Here is a 16,275-nt window from a genome sequence, read left to right on the forward strand (position 1 = left end):
GTCCCGCTCCGGTCAGCTCAGCCGGAGACTCTCCGGCGGACCCAGATAGCTGGGCTTGAGGCCGCCGGTGTCCACCACGAGGTTCTGGAGTACCACGGTCGGGTCGACCATCCAGAATTTCAGTACGTGGGAGCCCGCCCGGCCGATGTGGTGGGCGGTGCCGGTGCGGTTGACGTTGTCCGAGGTGTTGCGGGCCCACTGCGTGTTCATGGTGCCGTCGTCCGACCCCGTGACCTCGGTGATGTTGACGGACTGCGGGGCGTCGTCGTCGAAGGAGACGGCGTACGTGAGTCCGTCGGTGGCCAGGGCGTTGTTGCGGGGCGACAGATACGCCCAGACGGTCACCGGCCCGGTGGTGAACAGGCTGACCCGGTACTCAAGCCGGGGCCCCGGGCCGCCCGGGGTCTGCCGTGCCGCGGTGACGGGGAAGGGCTCCATGCCCGATCCCGTGCGGCCGATGCCCGGGATGCGGCGCCAGGAGATCCCGTCCCTGCCGACCGCCCGGTGGAAGTGGTCGGCCTCGATGGAGACGTAGCCGTTGGCCTCGACGAACCCCTTGAGCTGTGACCGCTCCAGCCGGGGCCGGTCGACCACGGCACGGACGGTGACCTCGCTGCCGCCGGGGCCGGAGACGGTGACGGGGACCCGTGTGACGCCCTTCGGGGCCCGGGACCAGTCGACCCGGAAGGTCACCCGGGTCTGGGCGTCCACCCTGCCCCGCGTCCGGTCGGCGATCAGCCAGGAGGCGCCCGTACGGATGCGGAAGTCGAAGGGTTCGGTGCCCCGGTTGAACACCTCCACGTACTGTGCGGGCTGGCTCTGGTACGGGCTGAAGACGGGCAGGACCGCCTCTGCGCCGGACGCCGGCCACCACTCGGACGAGCCGTCGACGGCCACGCCCATCTCGGCCTTGCGCGGGAGTTCGATGCGCCGCACGGCGGGGAAGATCTCGTCCGCGATCGCCACGTTGTTCAGCTCGGGCTGCTGCCAGGGGGCGTTGGGGCCGTAACGGTCCACATCGCCGTAGCCGATGTGCGGCTGGGTCTGGAAGCCTTCCCATTTGCCGTCGGCCACCTCGGTATTGAAGCGGCGCGCCAGTGCGAAGTCCTCGGCCAGGCCCGCCTCGGCGGTGGCGGCGAGCTGGTTGGTCAGGGCGCGGCCCTGGGGTGCGTAGTGCAGGTTGGTGAATTCCGCCTCCCGCAGGGCGTACAGATTGGCGGTCGCCCGGACCGCGTAGCCGACGAGCTCGTACCAGGCGTCCTGCGCGGACGCCGGCAGGCCCCGCCGGACACGTTCGGCGGCGGCGTCGAGGCGCTGCCAGTCCTCGGTGACCCGCTCCAGCTCGCGGTAGTCGACGATGCTGAAGGGCGTGGCCCGGTCGTCGTAGACGATGGCGGAGGAGTCCGTGGCCGGGTCCTTGGCCGGGTCGAGGGTGATCTTCCGGTTGAGCAGCTCGGGCTTGCGGCGGGACTGCAGCCTGGCGTACGTACGCAGGATCTCGGCGATCTCCTCGGCCTGGCGCTCGCCGAAGTTCTGCGCGGCGTAACGCTCCTCCCACTCCGGGAGCGCGTCCAGGGGCCATCGGTCGGGATCCCAGGCGTACTCCAGGAAGAACTGGGTGGGCAGTTCGTTGCCCTTGAGGTCGCCCACGTTGGTGACCCAGAGGCCGTGGTTGCCGTAGGCCGCGCTCTGGTGGAGCTGGTCCCACATGTTGGGGAGCGAGGCGGTGTCGACCCACTTGTAGTTGCGCCCCACCCCGACGTAGTCGAAGTGGTAATAGAGGCCGTATCCGCCGCTGCGGGCCTCGTTCTTCAGATCCGGCAGCTTGCGGACGTTGGCCCAGTTGTCGTCGGTGAGGACGACGGTGATGTCGTCCGGGACCCGCAGTCCACGGTCCCAGTAGTGCTGGACCTCCTTGTAGAGGGTCCAGACCTGCGGGACGGCGTCCTGCGCGCCGAGTTCCTCGGCGAGGATCTGACGCTGGGTGGCGATGATCTCCGTCATCAGGTCGATTCCGTCGCCGTCCGGCAGGCTGACGTCGCCGTTGCCGCGCATCCCGAGGGTGACCACTCCCTCGAAGTCCTCGTCCGCCATACGGCGGACGCCCTCACGCCAGTAGGCCTTGATGGCCTCGGCGTTGCGGCGGAAGGACCACTCGCCGGTGCCGCCGTACGGGTCGTGGCCCGGCTTGGTGATGTTTCCCGCGCTGTCGCGGACAGCGGCCACGGCGTGCCGGTTCCACTCCTCGATGCCCCGCATCATGGGCGCCTCGTGGGAGGTGCCCATGACGACCCCGTAGGCCTTCGCGGTGGCGTGGTTCTCCGGGTCGTCCTCGGCGAAGGCGCGGCCCCAGACCGCCGGCCAGAGGTAGTTGGCCTTGAGCCGCAGCATCACTTCGAAGATCTTGGCGTAGAAGGCGGCGTTGAAGCCGCCCTCGAAGCCTGGCGCCTTGCCGGGGCCGAAGAAGGCGGGTGCCCAGGTGCCGAGCGCCGGGTTCTCGTCGTTGATGAAGAACCCGCGGTACTTCACGGCGGGGGTGCCCTGGCTGTACCGGCCGGGCAGGACGTACAGCGCCTCACGGTGGACGGGGGTGACGTCGTCCCACCAGTACCAGGGCGAGACCCCGATGCCGCGGGAGACGTCGTACGCGCCGAAGATCGTGCCGCGCTGGTCGCCGCCGGCGATGACGAACGCGCGGTCCACTCCGGGCAGCGGCTTCTCCACCACCGTCTGCAGGCTGGTCTCCCACGTGCCCGCGATCCCGGAGACCTTGAGCTTGCCCGCGGCGATCAGGCCGTCGATCAGCGGACTGCGGCCGATGGTGCCGATGAGGACGATCTCGCGGGCGCGGGGCGCCTCGTTCCGGGAGAGCGCGGGGCGCACGCCGGTGACGCGCTCGATGTCGTCCCGCAGGTCGCCCGCCACCCGGACGACGCCGTCGTGATCCTTGTCGCTGACCACGACAGGGGCCGCCTTGCCGGCCCTGACCAGGGGGAAGGCGCCGGAGCGTGGCGTGAAGGAGATGTACGCCCCGGGGTCGGTGGGGCGCACCGCCGGGGAGTGCCCCGGGCCGGCGGGCGTCGCCGCGGCCTCCCCCGTCAGCCCCATCAGCGATCCGAGGGGCGTCGCCGCCAGTGCCGTGACGCCGAGGCCGGCCCCGAGGACCGCTCTGCGGCTGGTGTGCTTGTCCATGTCGCTCTCCCCATTTTGTTCACACGCATGACAAATTGAGTGGGCGTGAGCCCTTGGCAGATGTGCGGTGCGGGCGCCGCGAGGTCAGTCGGTGACGCCGGGCGCGGCTGCGGGCCGCGGGGCTGCGGGCGCCGGGCCGCCTTCCTCGCCCGGGCCGGGCGAGAGCGCGGCGACGATGGCGTCGGCGGTGGCGTCCGGCTCCGGACTGATCAGCCCGACGACGATGTACACCACCAGCGAGGTGACGAGCGGTGTGACGATCACGAGCGTCTGGTCCGTGCTGTCGAGCCCGAACTTCACGAGGAGGTACCCGAGCAACCCCAGCGCCCAGGAGGACAGTGCGGCCCGGGGCCCGAACCGGCGGAAGGCGGGCAGCAGTCCCAGAAGCATCGGGATCGATATGGGTCCCATCACGGCCGCGACCAGCCCGACGATGATGCCCAGCACACCACCGAAGTGGTCCGCCTCGATCGCGACGATCATGCTGACGCTGATGAAGACGACGGTGCACACCCGGGCGACGAGCAGCCCGGTCGCCGGGGAGAGGTCCCGGGCACGGCGGACCACGGCGGGGATGATGTCGCGGGTGACGACCGCGGAGACCGCGTTGGCGTCCGAGGAGGCCATCGCCATGGTGTGCGAGAACATCCCCGCCAGCGTCAGCCCGACGAGCCCCGCGGGCAGGTACGACTCCGCCATGAGCGCGTAGACCTTCTCCGGGTCCGCGATGTCCGGCAGCAGCACGGCCGCGGCGACGGGCGGGAAGAGCAGGACGGCCGGCCAGAACACGTACAGCAGGGCGGAGAGCCCGGCCGAACGGCGGGCCGCCTTCGGGGAGTCCGTGGCCATGTAGCGCTGGGCCAGGTTCCACATGCCGCCGTTGTACTCGAAGAGCTTCACGACGACGTACGCGCCGAGGAAGGTCGCGGTGTACGGGCCGACGAGCGGCTGCCCGTGCCCCTCGGGCAGCCTGTGCCAGATGGTGCCCAGGCCGGCCAGGCCGTCGCCGAGGCGGTCCAGCACGACCCAGAGCATGGCGAGTGCGGCGGCGCCCTGGATGACGAACTGTCCGAAGTCGGTGAGCGCGTCGGCCCACAGGCCGCCGACGGTGCAGTAGAGCAAGGTGACGATGCCGGTGATCAGGATGCCGGTGGTCATCGACATGCCGGTGAACACGTTGAGCAGCACGGCCACGGAGGCCCACTTGGCGGCCACGTCGAACACCTTGAGCAGCGCCCCGCTCCAGGCGAGCGCCTGCTGGGTAGGCACGTTGTAGCGCTTGGCGAGGTATTCCAGGGGCGAGGCGACCGCGTAGCGCTGCCTGAGCCGCTGCCAGCGCGGGGCGAACAGCCAGGCGCCCACCGCGGTGCCGAAGGCGAGCGGCAGGAAGGCCCAGACGTAGACGGTGATGCCGTAGCTGTAGGCGATGGCGGCGTAGGCGACGAACACGGCGGCGCTGTAGCCGGACATGTGGTGGGAGATGCCGGAGAGCCACCACGGCATCCGGCCGCCTCCGGTGAAGTAGTCGCTCATGTTGCCGACGCGGCGGTGCGACCAGAGGCCGATGAGCAGCATCACCAGGAAATAGCCGCCCAGGGCGGCCCAGTCGAGCGGGGCCATCAGAACTCCTCGATGTGCGTACGTGACCGGGGCCGCGCGGCGGGGAACCGACGGCCCGGGCGGATTGCCGGCGGGGCGTCTTCTTCTCGTACGAGGGGGCGATCCGCTTCATGCAGCCGGTGTCGTCCCGGTCGCGCCGGCTTCGGCGTGGCGGCCGCCGGGTGGGTCGGCGCGGCCGGCCTGATGTCCAGGTGCGAGTCGGAGTGCATCGACAGCCCCGTGCCGGCCGGGTCCCGGAAGGCGACCGGAGTGATGCGCCCTCCGGTGGTGATCCGGAGGTCCGTCGTCGTTCCGCGCCTCTTCCGTGCCCGTGGTGGTGTGTGGTTCAGTGCCGGCCCGCGGCGAGCGTCAGGGTCTGGCGCAGGGTGCCGTAGGCGGGCTTGGGGACGTAGTTCTCGTCGAAGATGTTGGCCGCACCCTCGCCGGGGAAGGTGTCCGGGACCCAGGAGTAGGTGTCGGAGAAGCCCCAGACGGTGAAGTCGTTGCAGCCCGGGGTGAGGAGGCAACCGCGCAGCAGGACGGCGTAGCCCTCGGCCTGGGCCTCGAGCTTTGTGCTGTCGGCCGGCATGGGGATCCGGACGTCGGCCTCGGTGATCGCGGTCTCGAGGCCGAGACGGTCGAAGCGCAGCATGTTGTCGGCGATGTCGTGGGGCGCGCTGTACTGGACGCCGAGGTGGCCCTGGATACCGACTCCGTGGACGGGCACGTGCTGCTCACGCAGCTCGGTGACCAGCTCGTAGAGGGCCGTGCTCTTCGCGTTGACGCCCTCGATGTTGTAGTCGTTGATGAACAGGCGGGCCTTGGGGTCCGCTCGGTGGGCCCAGCGGAAGGCGTCCGCGATGTAGCCGGGGCCGAGCTTCCGCAGCCAGATGCTGTCCCTCAGCGTGCCGTCGTCGTTGAAGGCCTCGTTCACGACGTCCCACTGCCAGATCTCGCCCTTGAAGTGCGTGACCTGGTCGGTGATGTGCCGACGCAGGATCTCCCGGAGCTCGGCGGTGGTGAAGTCGCCCTCGTTCAGCCATGCGGGCAGCTGGTTGTGCCAGACCAGGGTGTGGCCGCGGACCAGCTGTCCGTTCTTCTTCGCGAAGTCGACGAGCTCGTCGGCGGCGGCCCAGTCGTGCGTCCCTCGCTGCGGTTCGACCGCCTCCCACTTCATGACGTTCTCCGCGGTGACGGAGGAGAACTCCCCTGCGGCCTTGGCCCGGTAGGGCACGTCCTCGGCCAGGGCGGAGGTGTCGACCGCCGTCCCGATGCGCAGTCCGGCCTTCTGGCCGAGGGCGCCGAGGCTCCCCGGGGCGGCGCTGTGGCCCTTTCCGCCGTGCCGTCCGGAGTCGTTGCCGGCGGCGGAGGCACTGGAGAGGGTGAGCGCGGAGACCAGGAGGACGGCGGCCGCGGAGCCGACCGCGACCGAACGAGTTGCCTTGAGCATGACAGGTGCCTTTCCGTGGTGGCGCGCGGACACGCAGCCTGGGGCCGGGCGCGCCGAGGTGGCCTTCGAAAGTTTCGGCACCCGCCCCGCGCACCCCTGGGGGGCGCGGGGCGGGTGTGTGTGGGGGCCGCGGCCCCCACACGTCACGTCTGAGCGATAAGCGGGTCGACCGACGTCGCGCACACCATGCGGCGTCGGTGATCGACGGTCCGCTCTGGGCCGGTGAGACGCAGCCGTACGGTGTGCTTGACGTCGGCCGCGTCGCTGGACGTGGCGAAGCGCAACTCCAGGTCGCCGGGCTCGACTATCCGGCGGCCGCCGGTCCCGGTGAAGGAGACCAGGTCGGGGTGGAATCGGAAGCTGACCTTCCGGGCCTCCCCTGCGGCGAGCGGCACCCGGGCGTATCCGATGAGCCGGACCTCGGGACGCGTGGTCTGGGCCACCGGGTCGTGGACGTAGAGCTGGACCACTTCCGCCCCGTCGCGGTCTCCGGTGTTGCGGACGGTGACCGCGAGGTCGGTCTCGCCGTCGGTGGGGAGTTCGGCGGGCACGTCGGCACCGGCCTCCCAGGCGAACGAGGTGTACGAGAGCCCGTGCCCGAAGGGGTAGAGCGGGGTCGGGTCCAGATTGCTGACCCCGTTGACCCGGCCGAGCGGCGGCTGCAGATACGTCCACGGCTGGCCGCCGGCACCGTTGGGCACGCCTACGGGCAGACGCCCGGAGGGGTTGACCCGCCCCGAGAGCACACCCGCGATCGCCGGGCCGCCCTCCTCACCGGGGAAGAACGCCTGCACACACGCGGCCAGCCCGTCGGCCCGCCCGCCGAGCGCGTACGTCCGTCCCGTCAGCAGTACGAGGACGACGGGGGTGCCGGTCGCGAGCAGCGCGTCGAGGAGCTCGCCCTGGAGACCGGGCAGCGACAGGTCGGCCGCGTCGCAGCCCTCGCCGGAGGTGCCGCGGCCGAACAGCCCGGCCCGGTCGCCGAGCACGGCCACACAGACATCGGCCCCGGCCGCCAGCGCGGTGGCCTCCTCGATCCGGGAGGCGTCCGTGCCGTCCACGTCACAGCCCTGCGCGTAGTCGATTCCCACGCCGGGGAACTCCTCGCGGAGCGCCTCCAGCACCGTCGGCACGTCGATGCCCATGGCCGCCTCGGGGTGCTGGACCCCGACGTGGCTGGGGAAGGAGTAGCAGCCGAGCATGGCCAGCGGGTCGTCGGCACGGGGTCCCACGACCGCGATGCGTCCGGTGCCGCTCAGCGGAAGCGCGGCCTCGGGATTGGCCAGCAGGACACAGGACCGCTCGGCGAGCAGCCGGGCCAGCGCCCGGTTCCGCGGCGGGTCGAGGTCCACCGTGCCGCGCGCCTGCTCCGGATCCACCCCGTTGAGCACAGCGGGCAGGGCCCTCCGGTCCGGATCGAGCAGACCGAGCTCGCACTTCTGCAGCAGGACCCGACGCAGAGCGCGGTCCACCAGTTCCTCGGCCACGAGTCCGTCGCGTACGGCGGCGACGAGCTCGTCACCATAGCTGCGCACGGTGGGCAGTTCTACGTCGACACCTGCGGTGAGGGCCAGCCGCGCGGCGTCGCCGCGTCCGGCGGCGACCTTGTGCAGGGTCTCCAGGAAGCCGATGCCGAAGTAGTCGGCGACGACCGTCCCGTTGAACCCCCAGGTGTCCCGGAGGAGCCCGGTGAGCAGGGCCGGGTCGGCTGCGGCCGGTACGCCGTCGATCTCGGCGTACGAGTGCATCACCGACCGGGCGCCGCCCTCCCGGATCGCCATCTCGAACGGTGGCAGGATCACGTCGGCCATTTCGCGGGCGCCCGCCCGGACCGGGGCGAGGTTGCGCGCGCCGGCCGACGCGGAGTAGCCGGCGAAGTGCTTGAGCGTGGCGACGATCCCGGAAGACTCCAGGCCCCGCACATATGCCGTGCCGATGGTCGCCACGAGGTAGGGGTCCTCGCCGATGGTCTCCTCGACGCGGCCCCAACGCAGGTCCCGCACCACGTCCAGGACCGGGGCAAGCCCCTGATGGACCCCGACCGACCGCATGTCGCTGCCGATCCGGTGCGCCATCTCGGCGACCAGTTCCGGGTCCCAGGCCGCGCCCCAGGCCAGCGGGACCGGATAGGCGGTCGCGCCCCAGGCGGTGAAGCCGGCCAGGCACTCCTCGTGGGCGAGCGCGGGAATGCCGAACCTGCCCGCCTCGGCGATCCTGGCCTGGGCCGTCGCCAGCGAGACGGCGCCGACGCCCGGGTCCACGGGGGCGGTGCCGAACGGCCGGGTGAGCTGGCCGAGTCCGCGCGTGGTGATGTCCTCGAAGTCGACCGGGTCGACCATGTCGTTCTGATGCGGTGCGACTCCGTCGCCCTCCGCGTCGGCGCCCACCCAGATTCCGTAGAGCTGGGCAGCCTTCTCCTCGAGCGTCATCCGGGCGGCGAGGTCGGCCACCCGCTCCTCGGGGCTGAGCGAAGGGTCGCGCCACGGGCCGCCGACGGCGGTGGGCGGTTCGGCCTGGCGGGTGTGCGGGTCGGGGTGGATTGCCATGGCGGCAGGGGTTCCTCTCATGAGTGCGGTGGTCCGGAGCGGCGTCGATGCGCTATTTGCCGCCCACCCCCATCAGTCCGTTGATCAGCGCCCGCCTCGCCACGAGGTACACGGCGAAGATGGGTATGACGGAGAGGATGATCGCCGCCAGTACCGCGGGGATGTTCACTCCGAACTGGCTCATGAAGTTGAACAGTCCGAGCGTCAGTACGCGTTGCTCCTCCGACTGCGTCAGGATCAGCGGGAACAGGAAGCCGTTCCACGCCTGCAGGGCGGAGAAGATCGCCACCGTGCTGATCCCGGCCTTGGACAGCGGCACCGCCAGCTGCCAGAGCATGCGCACGGGCGAGGCGCCGTCGAGGGCCATCGCCTCGTACATCTCCTCGGAGACGTCGCGCATCGTGCCGCTGAGCACGAGGACCGCGACGGGCATCGCGAAGGCGGCGGTGGGCAGGATGATGGCCCACAGGGTGTCGTACAGCCCCATCTTGCCGATCATCAGATACAGGGGCACGATCACCGCCTGCGCCGGGATCGCCACACCGAGCAGGAAGGTCCGGAAGGCGAGCGACGAGAGCCGGCTGCGGGTGCGTACCGCCACGTACGCCACCGGGACGGAGAGCACCAGCACGATGACGACCGTGGCCACGGCGACGAGCGCGGTGTTGCCGATCAGCGTGAGGAACCCGCTGTCGAGCACGAAGTCGTAGTTGTCGAGCGTCGGATCCGAGGGGATCGCCAGCGGGTCGCCGTTCAGCGCCTCGTCCTGGTGCATCAGGGACGCGGAAACCAGCGTGTAGAGCGGCACCAGGACGATGACGAGCCAGATCAGCGAGCCGATGCCGGCCACGGGGTTGCCCAGGGACCTGCGTCGGCGGACCGGGCGGCCGCGACGCGGCGAGGTGGGTGTCGCGCGCTGCTGCGGCGAAGCGGGGCGGGTGTCGATCGACATCTCGTCACATACCTTCCCGGGTGGACCGCATGGACCCGAAGCCACTGAGGCGGACCATGATCAGCGAGATACTGGTGGCCACGACGACGAGAGCCGTGGCGATGGCCGCCGCATAGCCGAGGTCGTACGTCTGGAAGCCGGTCCGGTACATCAGGTAGGGCAGGATCGTCGTGTCCGTGCCGGGGCCGCCCTTGGTCATGATGAGCACGGTGTCGAAGTACGTCAGCGAGCCGACGATCATCAGGATCGACGAGGTCGTCATCGTGTGGCGCAGCTGCGGCAGGGTGATGTGGAAGAACTGCCGCACCATGCCCGCGCCGTCGATGGAGGCGGCCTGGTAGAGGACCTCCGGGATCTGCCGGGCACCGCCCTGGTAGATCAGCGTGTGGAAGGGCATGAACTGCCAGCCGCCGACGAACGCCACCACGAGCAGGGCGCCGGTGGACGATCCCATGACGTTGGGGTCGATGCCGAGCCAGGGCCCGATCGTCTGGATCACACCGAAGTTGGGATCCAGCAGGGCGCGGAACAGTATCGCGATGGCGGTGGTGGAGAGCAGCAGCGGGATGAAGAAGATCGCGGACAGGAACGCCCGGCTGCGCTGGCGGCCCGCGGCCCATACACCCAGCAGCAGGGCCACCGGAGTCTGGAAGACCCAGCTGATCGTGGTGAGAAGAAGGCTCAACCAGGCGGCCTGGCCGAACTCGGAGTCGTTGAACAGCCGGGTCCAGTTGTCCAGACCCGTGAAGGTCGGGGAGTCGAGCCCGTCCCATTCGGTGAAGGAGAGATAGACGGCGATCGCCAGAGGGACGATCGCGAAGACGGCGAAGAAGAGGATGCCGGGAACGGCCCAGGCGACCGGGGGGCGGCCGACATTGCCGGCGGCCGCCTTCCTGTCTCCGTGGCTCTTCGCGACCGGAGCGTGATGGGACATCGTTACTTTGCGGCCTTCATTGCTTCGACGAACTGCTCGGGGGTCGTCTTGCCGGCGAACAGCTTGCTGATCTCCGTGAGCAGTGGCGTGGCGTACTGGGATTCGAGCGCCTGGTCCCACGAGAGGGTGAAGCTCGGGGCCTTCTGCACCATTTCGTACTGGTCGGTGGCGAACTCGGGGTTGGGGGAACCGCTCAGCATCGAGGCCGCGTTGGACGTGGTGGGGACGTCACCGTTGTCGACGAGGGCCTGTGCGTAGGTCTTCGACGCCATCGTCTTCAGGAACTCGATGGCGGTGTCCTTGTGCTTGGTCCGGGCGTTGATGGACCAGTAGTTGGTGGGGTTCCCCACGATGTTCGCCGGGTCTCCGACCCCTCCTGCCACCGTCGGGAAGGTGGTCCAGCCGAGGTCCTTCTTGGCGAATTCAGGCGCTTTGCCCAGCTGGGTCGAGTATTCCCACGAGCCCATGAGGTGCATCGCGGCCTTGCCCTTGCTGAGCAGGGTCGGTGCCGCTCCACTGCCGTAGTCCACGGAGTTGAAGTTCTTGCCGAAGGCGCCCTGATCGATCAGTTCCTTGACGGTCTGGGCCGTCTTGAGCACCGCGGGGTCGCCCCAGCCGTCGGTGTCGCCGTCCTGGATCTTCTTGAAGACCTCCGGGCCGCCGATCCGGTCCAGCAGGTACTCCATCCACATCAGTTCGGGCCACTTCTCCGAACCGCCGAGCGCGAAGGGGATGATTCCGGCGGCCTTGAAGGTCTTGATCGCCGCCTGGAGGTCTTCCCAGGTCTTGGGCGGCTCGATCTTGTGCTCGGCGAAGAGGGTCTTGTTGTAGAAGAGCATCACGGGCTGCATGCCGCGCATGGGCACCCCGTAGATCTTCCCTTCGAGACCGCCGGCCGTCATGATCGAAGGAATGAAACCGTTTTTGAGCTCGGCGTCGTTCTTGACCGTCGACGTCAGGTCGACCAGGTCCTTGGAATCGACGTACGGCTTGATGGAGCCGCCGCCCCAGTTGTAGAAGACATCGGGGGCGCTGGGTGAGCCCATGGCACTGCGCAGCTTGTTCACATAGTCGGCGCCGGGGACCGGAACCAGCTTCACCTTGACCTTGGAGGTCTTGTTGAACGTCTCGACCGCTGCCTGCTGAACCTTGACCGCGTCGTCCCCGTAGACGTAAGCGGTGATGGTGCCGCTGTCGCTCCCGCCGCCGGAACCGCAGCCGGCCAGCACACCGGCCATGACCATCGCCGCGCCCGCCGCGGCCCATCTCGTCGTACGTGTGCCCTGAGTGAATATCCCCGACCGCATGACCGCACCCTCTGTCGAATGTTTCGGCGTGTCTTTCGAATGTTGCCGGAACCGTACGGTCGTGTTTCGGGCCCGTCAAGAGGGTAGGAGGAAGGATTTACCAACCTTGCCCAGACGCGTATCGACAGCTGCGGGGGAGCTACGATTCGTCCATGAGCCCTGCAAAGGTCCAGCCCCAACAGGAGAAGGCGTCCGTCGACGAGTCGTCGGCGAGCACCGCCACGCTGGCAGAGATCGCCCGAGCGGCCGGAGTTTCGGCTCCGACAGTTTCGAAAGTGCTGAACGGCCGCGCCGATGTCGCCCCAGGTACCCGTACGAAGGTGGAGGAGCTGCTGCTGCGGCACGGCTACCGCCGCAGGCGCGGTGCCTCCCAGCAGTCCCAGCTCATCGACCTGGTCTTCCACGAGCTGGACAGCGCCTGGGCGATGGAGGTCGTCCGGGGCGTCGAGAACGTCGCGAGGGAGGAGGGCCTGAGCCTGGTCCTCTCGGAGAGCGCGGGCCGGCTCACCCCGGGCCAGACATGGGTGGACGGCGTGCTGGCGCGCCGCCCGGCGGGAGTGATCCTGGTGCTCTCGGACCTCGACGCCGGGCAGCGTGCCCAGCTGACCAGCCGCTCCATCCCGTTCGTCGTCGTGGACCCGGCGGGCGACCCCGGTGACGACATCCCGTCCGTCGGGGCCGCCAACTGGCAGGGCGGCCTCGCCGCCACCCGCCACCTGACGGGTCTGGGCCACCGACGGATCGGCGTCATCGGCGGACCGACCCGCATGATGTGCAGCCGCGCCCGGATCGACGGCTACCGCGCCGCCCTGGAGACATCGGGGGTCCCCATGGACCCCGAGCTCGTCCGGGAGGGCGAGTTCAACCACGAGGACGGCTACACGGCGGCCCTGGAGCTGCTGCGCCTGCCGGAACCGCCCACGGCCATCTTCGCCGGGAACGACCTGCAGGCACTCGGTGTCTACGAGGCCGCGCGCGAGCTGGGACTGCGGATCCCGGAGGACCTCAGTGTGGTCGGCTTCGACGACCTGCCGCTCACCCGCTGGATCGGCCCGCCGCTCACCACGGTGCGCCAGCCGCTCATCGAGATGGCCGAGACCGCCGCCCGGCTGGTCCTCGACCTGGGCCGGGGCAGGCAGCCGGCGACCACCAGGGTCGACCTGGCGACGAGCCTGGTGGTGCGCAGCAGCACGGCCCCGCCGGCACGCTGAGCGGTGGCCGTCACTCCCGAGGTGCGGACGCACCGCCTTCTGCTGACCCCGTACACGCCGGGTGACGAGGAGGCGTTCGTCGCCCTGTTCCAGGATGTGCGGGTCTCCCGTTGGATGGGCGAGGGCCCGTCCACGGAGGCCGAGCACCGCGCGCTCTTCGGGCGGGTCTTCACCAAGGTGTACGCGCGCGGGCTCTTCGACGTGTGGGCGGTCCGGGAGGGCGCCGCGACCGTGGGCCACGCCGAGATCAAGCCCACGCCGGAGTCCGGAGGACACGAGATCGTCTACGCGCTCGCCCCGGGCGCCTGGGGCCGGGGGCTCGGCACCGAGCTGGCCGAGGCGCTCGTCGCCCAGGGATTCGGCCGGCTCGGGCTGCGCGAGGTGTACGCCACGGTGGCCGCCGAGAACGTCCCCTCACTGACTCTGCTGCGCCACATCGGCTTCCGGCCGGTGCGGGACATCGAGGAGGCCGACGGGAGCACCACCCGCCTGCTGATCCGGACCCGCGCACAGCGCGACGGGGAGGCCGGAAGCGGCCGGTGAGGCCCGGACCGGCCGGCGGCCGTGGTCCTTCCACGGCCGCTGCGACCTGGGCGGGCGTCGTCGTTGCGGGCCGTTGTCAGTGGCGGGGTGCAGACTGACCCGTATCCGGCACAACGGCGTCTCGGGAGGTCCTGTCATGACCGATGTACTGCTCACCGTAGGCACCCGCAAAGGGCTCTTCCTCGGCCGCAGACGCGGCGGGACATGGGAGTTCGGCGATCCGCACTTCAATGCCCAGGCGATCTACTCGATCGCGATCGACACCCGCGGGGAGGCACCCCGGCTGCTGGTCGGCGGCGACAGCGCGCACTGGGGCCCTTCCGTCTTCCACTCCGACGACCTGGGTGCGACCTGGGTGGAGCCGAAGCAGCCTGCCGTGAAGTTCCCGCAGTTCACCGACGCGTCGCTGGAGCGCGTCTGGCAGTTGCACCCCGCAGGGCCCGAGGCCCCCGACGTCGTCTACGCGGGGACCGAGCCGGCCGCGCTGTTCCGGTCGGACGACCGGGGCGAGTCCTTCGAACTGGTCCGCCCGCTCTGGGAGCACCCGACCCGGTCCCAGTGGGTGCCGGGCGGGGGCGGCGAGGGCCTCCACACCATCCTGACCGACCCGAGGGACGCCCGGGCGGTGACCGTCGCCGTGTCCACCGCGGGCGTGTTCCGCACCGAGGACGGCGGTGAGCGCTGGGCCCCCTCCAACAAGGGAGTCTCCGCCGTCTTCCTGCCGGACCCCGACCCCGAGTTCGGCCAGTGCGTGCACAAGGTCACGCGGGACGCGGCCGATCCCGACCGGCTCTACCTCCAGAACCACTGGGGCGTGTTCCGCAGCGACGACGGCGGGAAGCGCTGGCAGGACATCGGGACCGGCCTGCCGTCGGACTTCGGCTTCGCCGCCGCCGCGCACCCTCACCGCCCGGACACGTTCTACGTCTTCCCGATCAACGCCGACGCCGACCGTGTCCCCGCCGAGCACCGCTGCCGGGTGTACCGCACGCAGGACGCGGGCGGTACGTGGGAGCCGCTGACCCGCGGCCTTCCGGACGGCGATCACTACGGGACCGTGCTGCGCGACGCGCTCTGCACGGACGACGCCGACCCGGCCGGCGTCTACTTCGGCAATCGCAACGGCGAGGTGTACGCGAGCGCGGACGACGGCGACAGTTGGCAGCAGCTCGTCTCGCATCTGCCGGACGTGCTGTGCGTGCGGGCGGCCGTGATCGGCTGACCGGGCGCCGTCACCGCCCGCCGGATCATTCCTCGGTCGGCACGCAGAGCACCGGAACGGTCGACAGATGCAGGAGCTTGTGCGGGGTGGAGCCGAGCAGCGCCCCCCGCATAGGGCTCTCGCCCCAGCTGCCCACCACGATGGCTCTCGCTCCGTGGCGCGAGGCGGCTTCGACCAGCACCTGTGCCGAACTCAGGTCGATGACCTCGACCGTGGTCGGCACGTCGGCCTCCTCGGCCGAGGCGACGGGGTACTCCAGCCCGGTGCGCCCGGCTTGGCGGCTGGCCTCGTAGTGGGCGCGGTACTCCTCGCCGGTGGGACCGGGCGGCGCCGCCCCTGGACCGGCTCCGACCAGCGGACCGAGGACCACGAGGAAGAAGTTGCGGCCGGTCCGGTGGAGTGGGGGCGCTGACAGCCGGGGCGCCCGGCGGTGAGGAGCCCCCCGGGTCATCGGGACGCGGCCCCGGACACCGCTGTCAGCGGAGTATCCGGCCCCAGGGGCGGAAGGACGACGAACGGTGACGGTGAAGCAGGATGTCCGGCACGGCACCACTCACGGCAGACGCCAGTCCACGGGCTGTTCCCCGGCGCGCAGCAGGAAGTCGTTGGTGCGGCTGAAAGGCCGCGAGCCGAAGAAGCCGCGGTCCGCGGACATGGGGGAAGGATGGGCGGATTCGATCGCGGGCAGGTCGCCGAGGAGCGGCCGCACATTGCGCGCGTCCCGCCCCCACAGCACGGAGACCATCGGCTTGCCCCGCGCCGCCAGGGCGCGGATCGCCTGCTCGGTCACTTCTTCCCATCCCTTGCCACGGTGTGCGGCGGGTTTACCGGGAGCCGTGGTGAGGGCCCTGTTGAGCAGCAGCACGCCCTGCTGCGTCCAGGGCGTCAGGTCTCCGTTCGAAGGCCGGGGAAGGCCGAGGTCGGAGTGGAGTTCCCTGAAGATGTTCTCCAGACTTCCCGGCAGACGTCGCACGTCGGGCGCCACCGCGAAACTGAGGCCGATGGCCATGCCCGGTGTCGGGTAGGGGTCCTGACCCACTATCAGGACGCGCACCTCGTCGAAGGGCTGCTGGAAGGCGCGCAGCACGTTCTTCCCCGCGGGGAGATAGGTACGGCCCGCCCCGATCTCCGCACGGAGGAAATCCCCCATCGCGGCGATCCGGCCGGCCACCGGCCCCAACGCCTCGGCCCAGCCGGGCTCCACAAGTTCGCTCAACGGTCGCGCTGCCACACCTGTCACTCTACCGGCCTACACGGGCCCGAGTGATCATGTGGTCCCCCACGGAACGGGCTTGAGCGATAGGGTGCCGGTCGTCGTC

12 protein-coding genes are annotated in these 16,275 nt (G+C 70.3%); 3 read left to right on the forward strand and 9 right to left on the reverse strand.

Annotated features, from left to right (window positions below; translation table 11 throughout):
* Positions 1 to 12 precede the first annotated feature (12 nt).
* From ACIBCU_RS25110 to ACIBCU_RS25140, 7 genes are all read right to left on the reverse strand, one after another.
* Entirely contained in the window at positions 13 to 3,192 is a 3,180-nt protein-coding gene (locus ACIBCU_RS25110) for a glycosyl hydrolase 115 family protein (RefSeq protein ID WP_399234127.1), read from the reverse strand.
* A gap of 84 nt (positions 3,193 to 3,276) precedes the next feature.
* Positions 3,277 to 4,812 (reverse strand): sodium:solute symporter family protein, encoded by a 1,536-nt coding sequence (locus tag ACIBCU_RS25115; protein WP_399234129.1) that lies wholly within the window; start codon positions 4,810 to 4,812, stop codon positions 3,277 to 3,279.
* Positions 4,813 to 5,137: 325 nt separating this feature from the next.
* Positions 5,138 to 6,241 carry an endo-1,4-beta-xylanase gene (locus ACIBCU_RS25120; protein WP_399234131.1) on the reverse strand — a complete coding sequence of 368 codons (1,104 nt, stop codon included), beginning with the start codon at positions 6,239 to 6,241 and terminating at the stop codon, positions 5,138 to 5,140.
* A gap of 143 nt (positions 6,242 to 6,384) precedes the next feature.
* Positions 6,385 to 8,787 (reverse strand): glycoside hydrolase family 3 N-terminal domain-containing protein, encoded by a 2,403-nt coding sequence (locus ACIBCU_RS25125; RefSeq protein WP_399234133.1) that lies wholly within the window; start codon positions 8,785 to 8,787, stop codon positions 6,385 to 6,387.
* A gap of 52 nt (positions 8,788 to 8,839) precedes the next feature.
* A complete protein-coding gene (locus ACIBCU_RS25130; protein WP_362929891.1) occupies positions 8,840 to 9,739 on the reverse strand; it encodes a carbohydrate ABC transporter permease in 900 nt (299 codons plus the stop codon).
* Between the two features lie 4 nt (positions 9,740 to 9,743).
* A complete protein-coding gene (locus tag ACIBCU_RS25135) occupies positions 9,744 to 10,673 on the reverse strand; it encodes a sugar ABC transporter permease (protein WP_362929893.1) in 930 nt (309 codons plus the stop codon).
* Between the two features lie 2 nt (positions 10,674 to 10,675).
* On the reverse strand, positions 10,676 to 11,917 hold the full coding sequence (locus ACIBCU_RS25140; protein WP_362929926.1) for an extracellular solute-binding protein: 1,242 nt from the start codon (positions 11,915 to 11,917) through the stop codon (positions 10,676 to 10,678).
* Between the two features lie 215 nt (positions 11,918 to 12,132).
* On the opposite strand from ACIBCU_RS25140, the gene ACIBCU_RS25145 reads away from it, so the two are divergent.
* The 3 genes from ACIBCU_RS25145 (at position 12,133) to ACIBCU_RS25155 (ending at position 14,956) form a co-directional block, all read left to right on the forward strand.
* Positions 12,133 to 13,191, forward strand: a complete 1,059-nt coding sequence (locus ACIBCU_RS25145) for a LacI family DNA-binding transcriptional regulator (RefSeq protein WP_362929895.1) — start codon at positions 12,133 to 12,135, stop codon at positions 13,189 to 13,191.
* A gap of 21 nt (positions 13,192 to 13,212) precedes the next feature.
* Complete coding sequence (locus ACIBCU_RS25150; protein WP_399234137.1) at positions 13,213 to 13,734, forward strand: GNAT family N-acetyltransferase; 522 nt, start codon at positions 13,213 to 13,215, stop codon at positions 13,732 to 13,734.
* Positions 13,735 to 13,870: 136 nt separating this feature from the next.
* Positions 13,871 to 14,956, forward strand: coding sequence for a sialidase family protein (locus ACIBCU_RS25155; RefSeq protein WP_362929897.1), 1,086 nt, complete (start codon positions 13,871 to 13,873; stop codon positions 14,954 to 14,956).
* Positions 14,957 to 14,981: 25 nt separating this feature from the next.
* On the opposite strand, the gene ACIBCU_RS25160 is transcribed toward ACIBCU_RS25155, so the two are convergent.
* Positions 14,982 to 15,326, reverse strand: coding sequence for a universal stress protein (locus ACIBCU_RS25160; RefSeq protein ID WP_399234139.1), 345 nt, complete (start codon positions 15,324 to 15,326; stop codon positions 14,982 to 14,984).
* Between the two features lie 183 nt (positions 15,327 to 15,509).
* Positions 15,510 to 16,187 carry a uracil-DNA glycosylase gene (locus ACIBCU_RS25165; RefSeq protein WP_362929901.1) on the reverse strand — a complete coding sequence of 226 codons (678 nt, stop codon included), beginning with the start codon at positions 16,185 to 16,187 and terminating at the stop codon, positions 15,510 to 15,512.
* Positions 16,188 to 16,275: the final 88 nt, after the last annotated feature.

It is taken from the genome of Streptomyces sp. NPDC051064, from assembly GCF_044455985.1.
Classification (GTDB): domain Bacteria; phylum Actinomycetota; class Actinomycetes; order Streptomycetales; family Streptomycetaceae; genus Streptomyces.

Coding starts and splice junctions, on each gene's coding strand:
- ACIBCU_RS25125 (WP_399234133.1), bottom strand. CDS start 8,787: ATGGCAATCCACCCCGACCCGCACACCCGCCAGGCCGAACCGCCCACC.
- ACIBCU_RS25110 (WP_399234127.1), bottom strand. CDS start 3,192: ATGGACAAGCACACCAGCCGCAGAGCGGTCCTCGGGGCCGGCCTCGGC.
- ACIBCU_RS25135 (WP_362929893.1), bottom strand. CDS start 10,673: ATGTCCCATCACGCTCCGGTCGCGAAGAGCCACGGAGACAGGAAGGCG.
- ACIBCU_RS25130 (WP_362929891.1), bottom strand. CDS start 9,739: ATGTCGATCGACACCCGCCCCGCTTCGCCGCAGCAGCGCGCGACACCC.
- ACIBCU_RS25155 (WP_362929897.1), top strand. CDS start 13,871: ATGACCGATGTACTGCTCACCGTAGGCACCCGCAAAGGGCTCTTCCTC.
- ACIBCU_RS25115 (WP_399234129.1), bottom strand. CDS start 4,812: ATGGCCCCGCTCGACTGGGCCGCCCTGGGCGGCTATTTCCTGGTGATG.
- ACIBCU_RS25145 (WP_362929895.1), top strand. CDS start 12,133: ATGAGCCCTGCAAAGGTCCAGCCCCAACAGGAGAAGGCGTCCGTCGAC.
- ACIBCU_RS25140 (WP_362929926.1), bottom strand. CDS start 11,917: ATGGTCATGGCCGGTGTGCTGGCCGGCTGCGGTTCCGGCGGCGGGAGC.
- ACIBCU_RS25120 (WP_399234131.1), bottom strand. CDS start 6,241: ATGCTCAAGGCAACTCGTTCGGTCGCGGTCGGCTCCGCGGCCGCCGTC.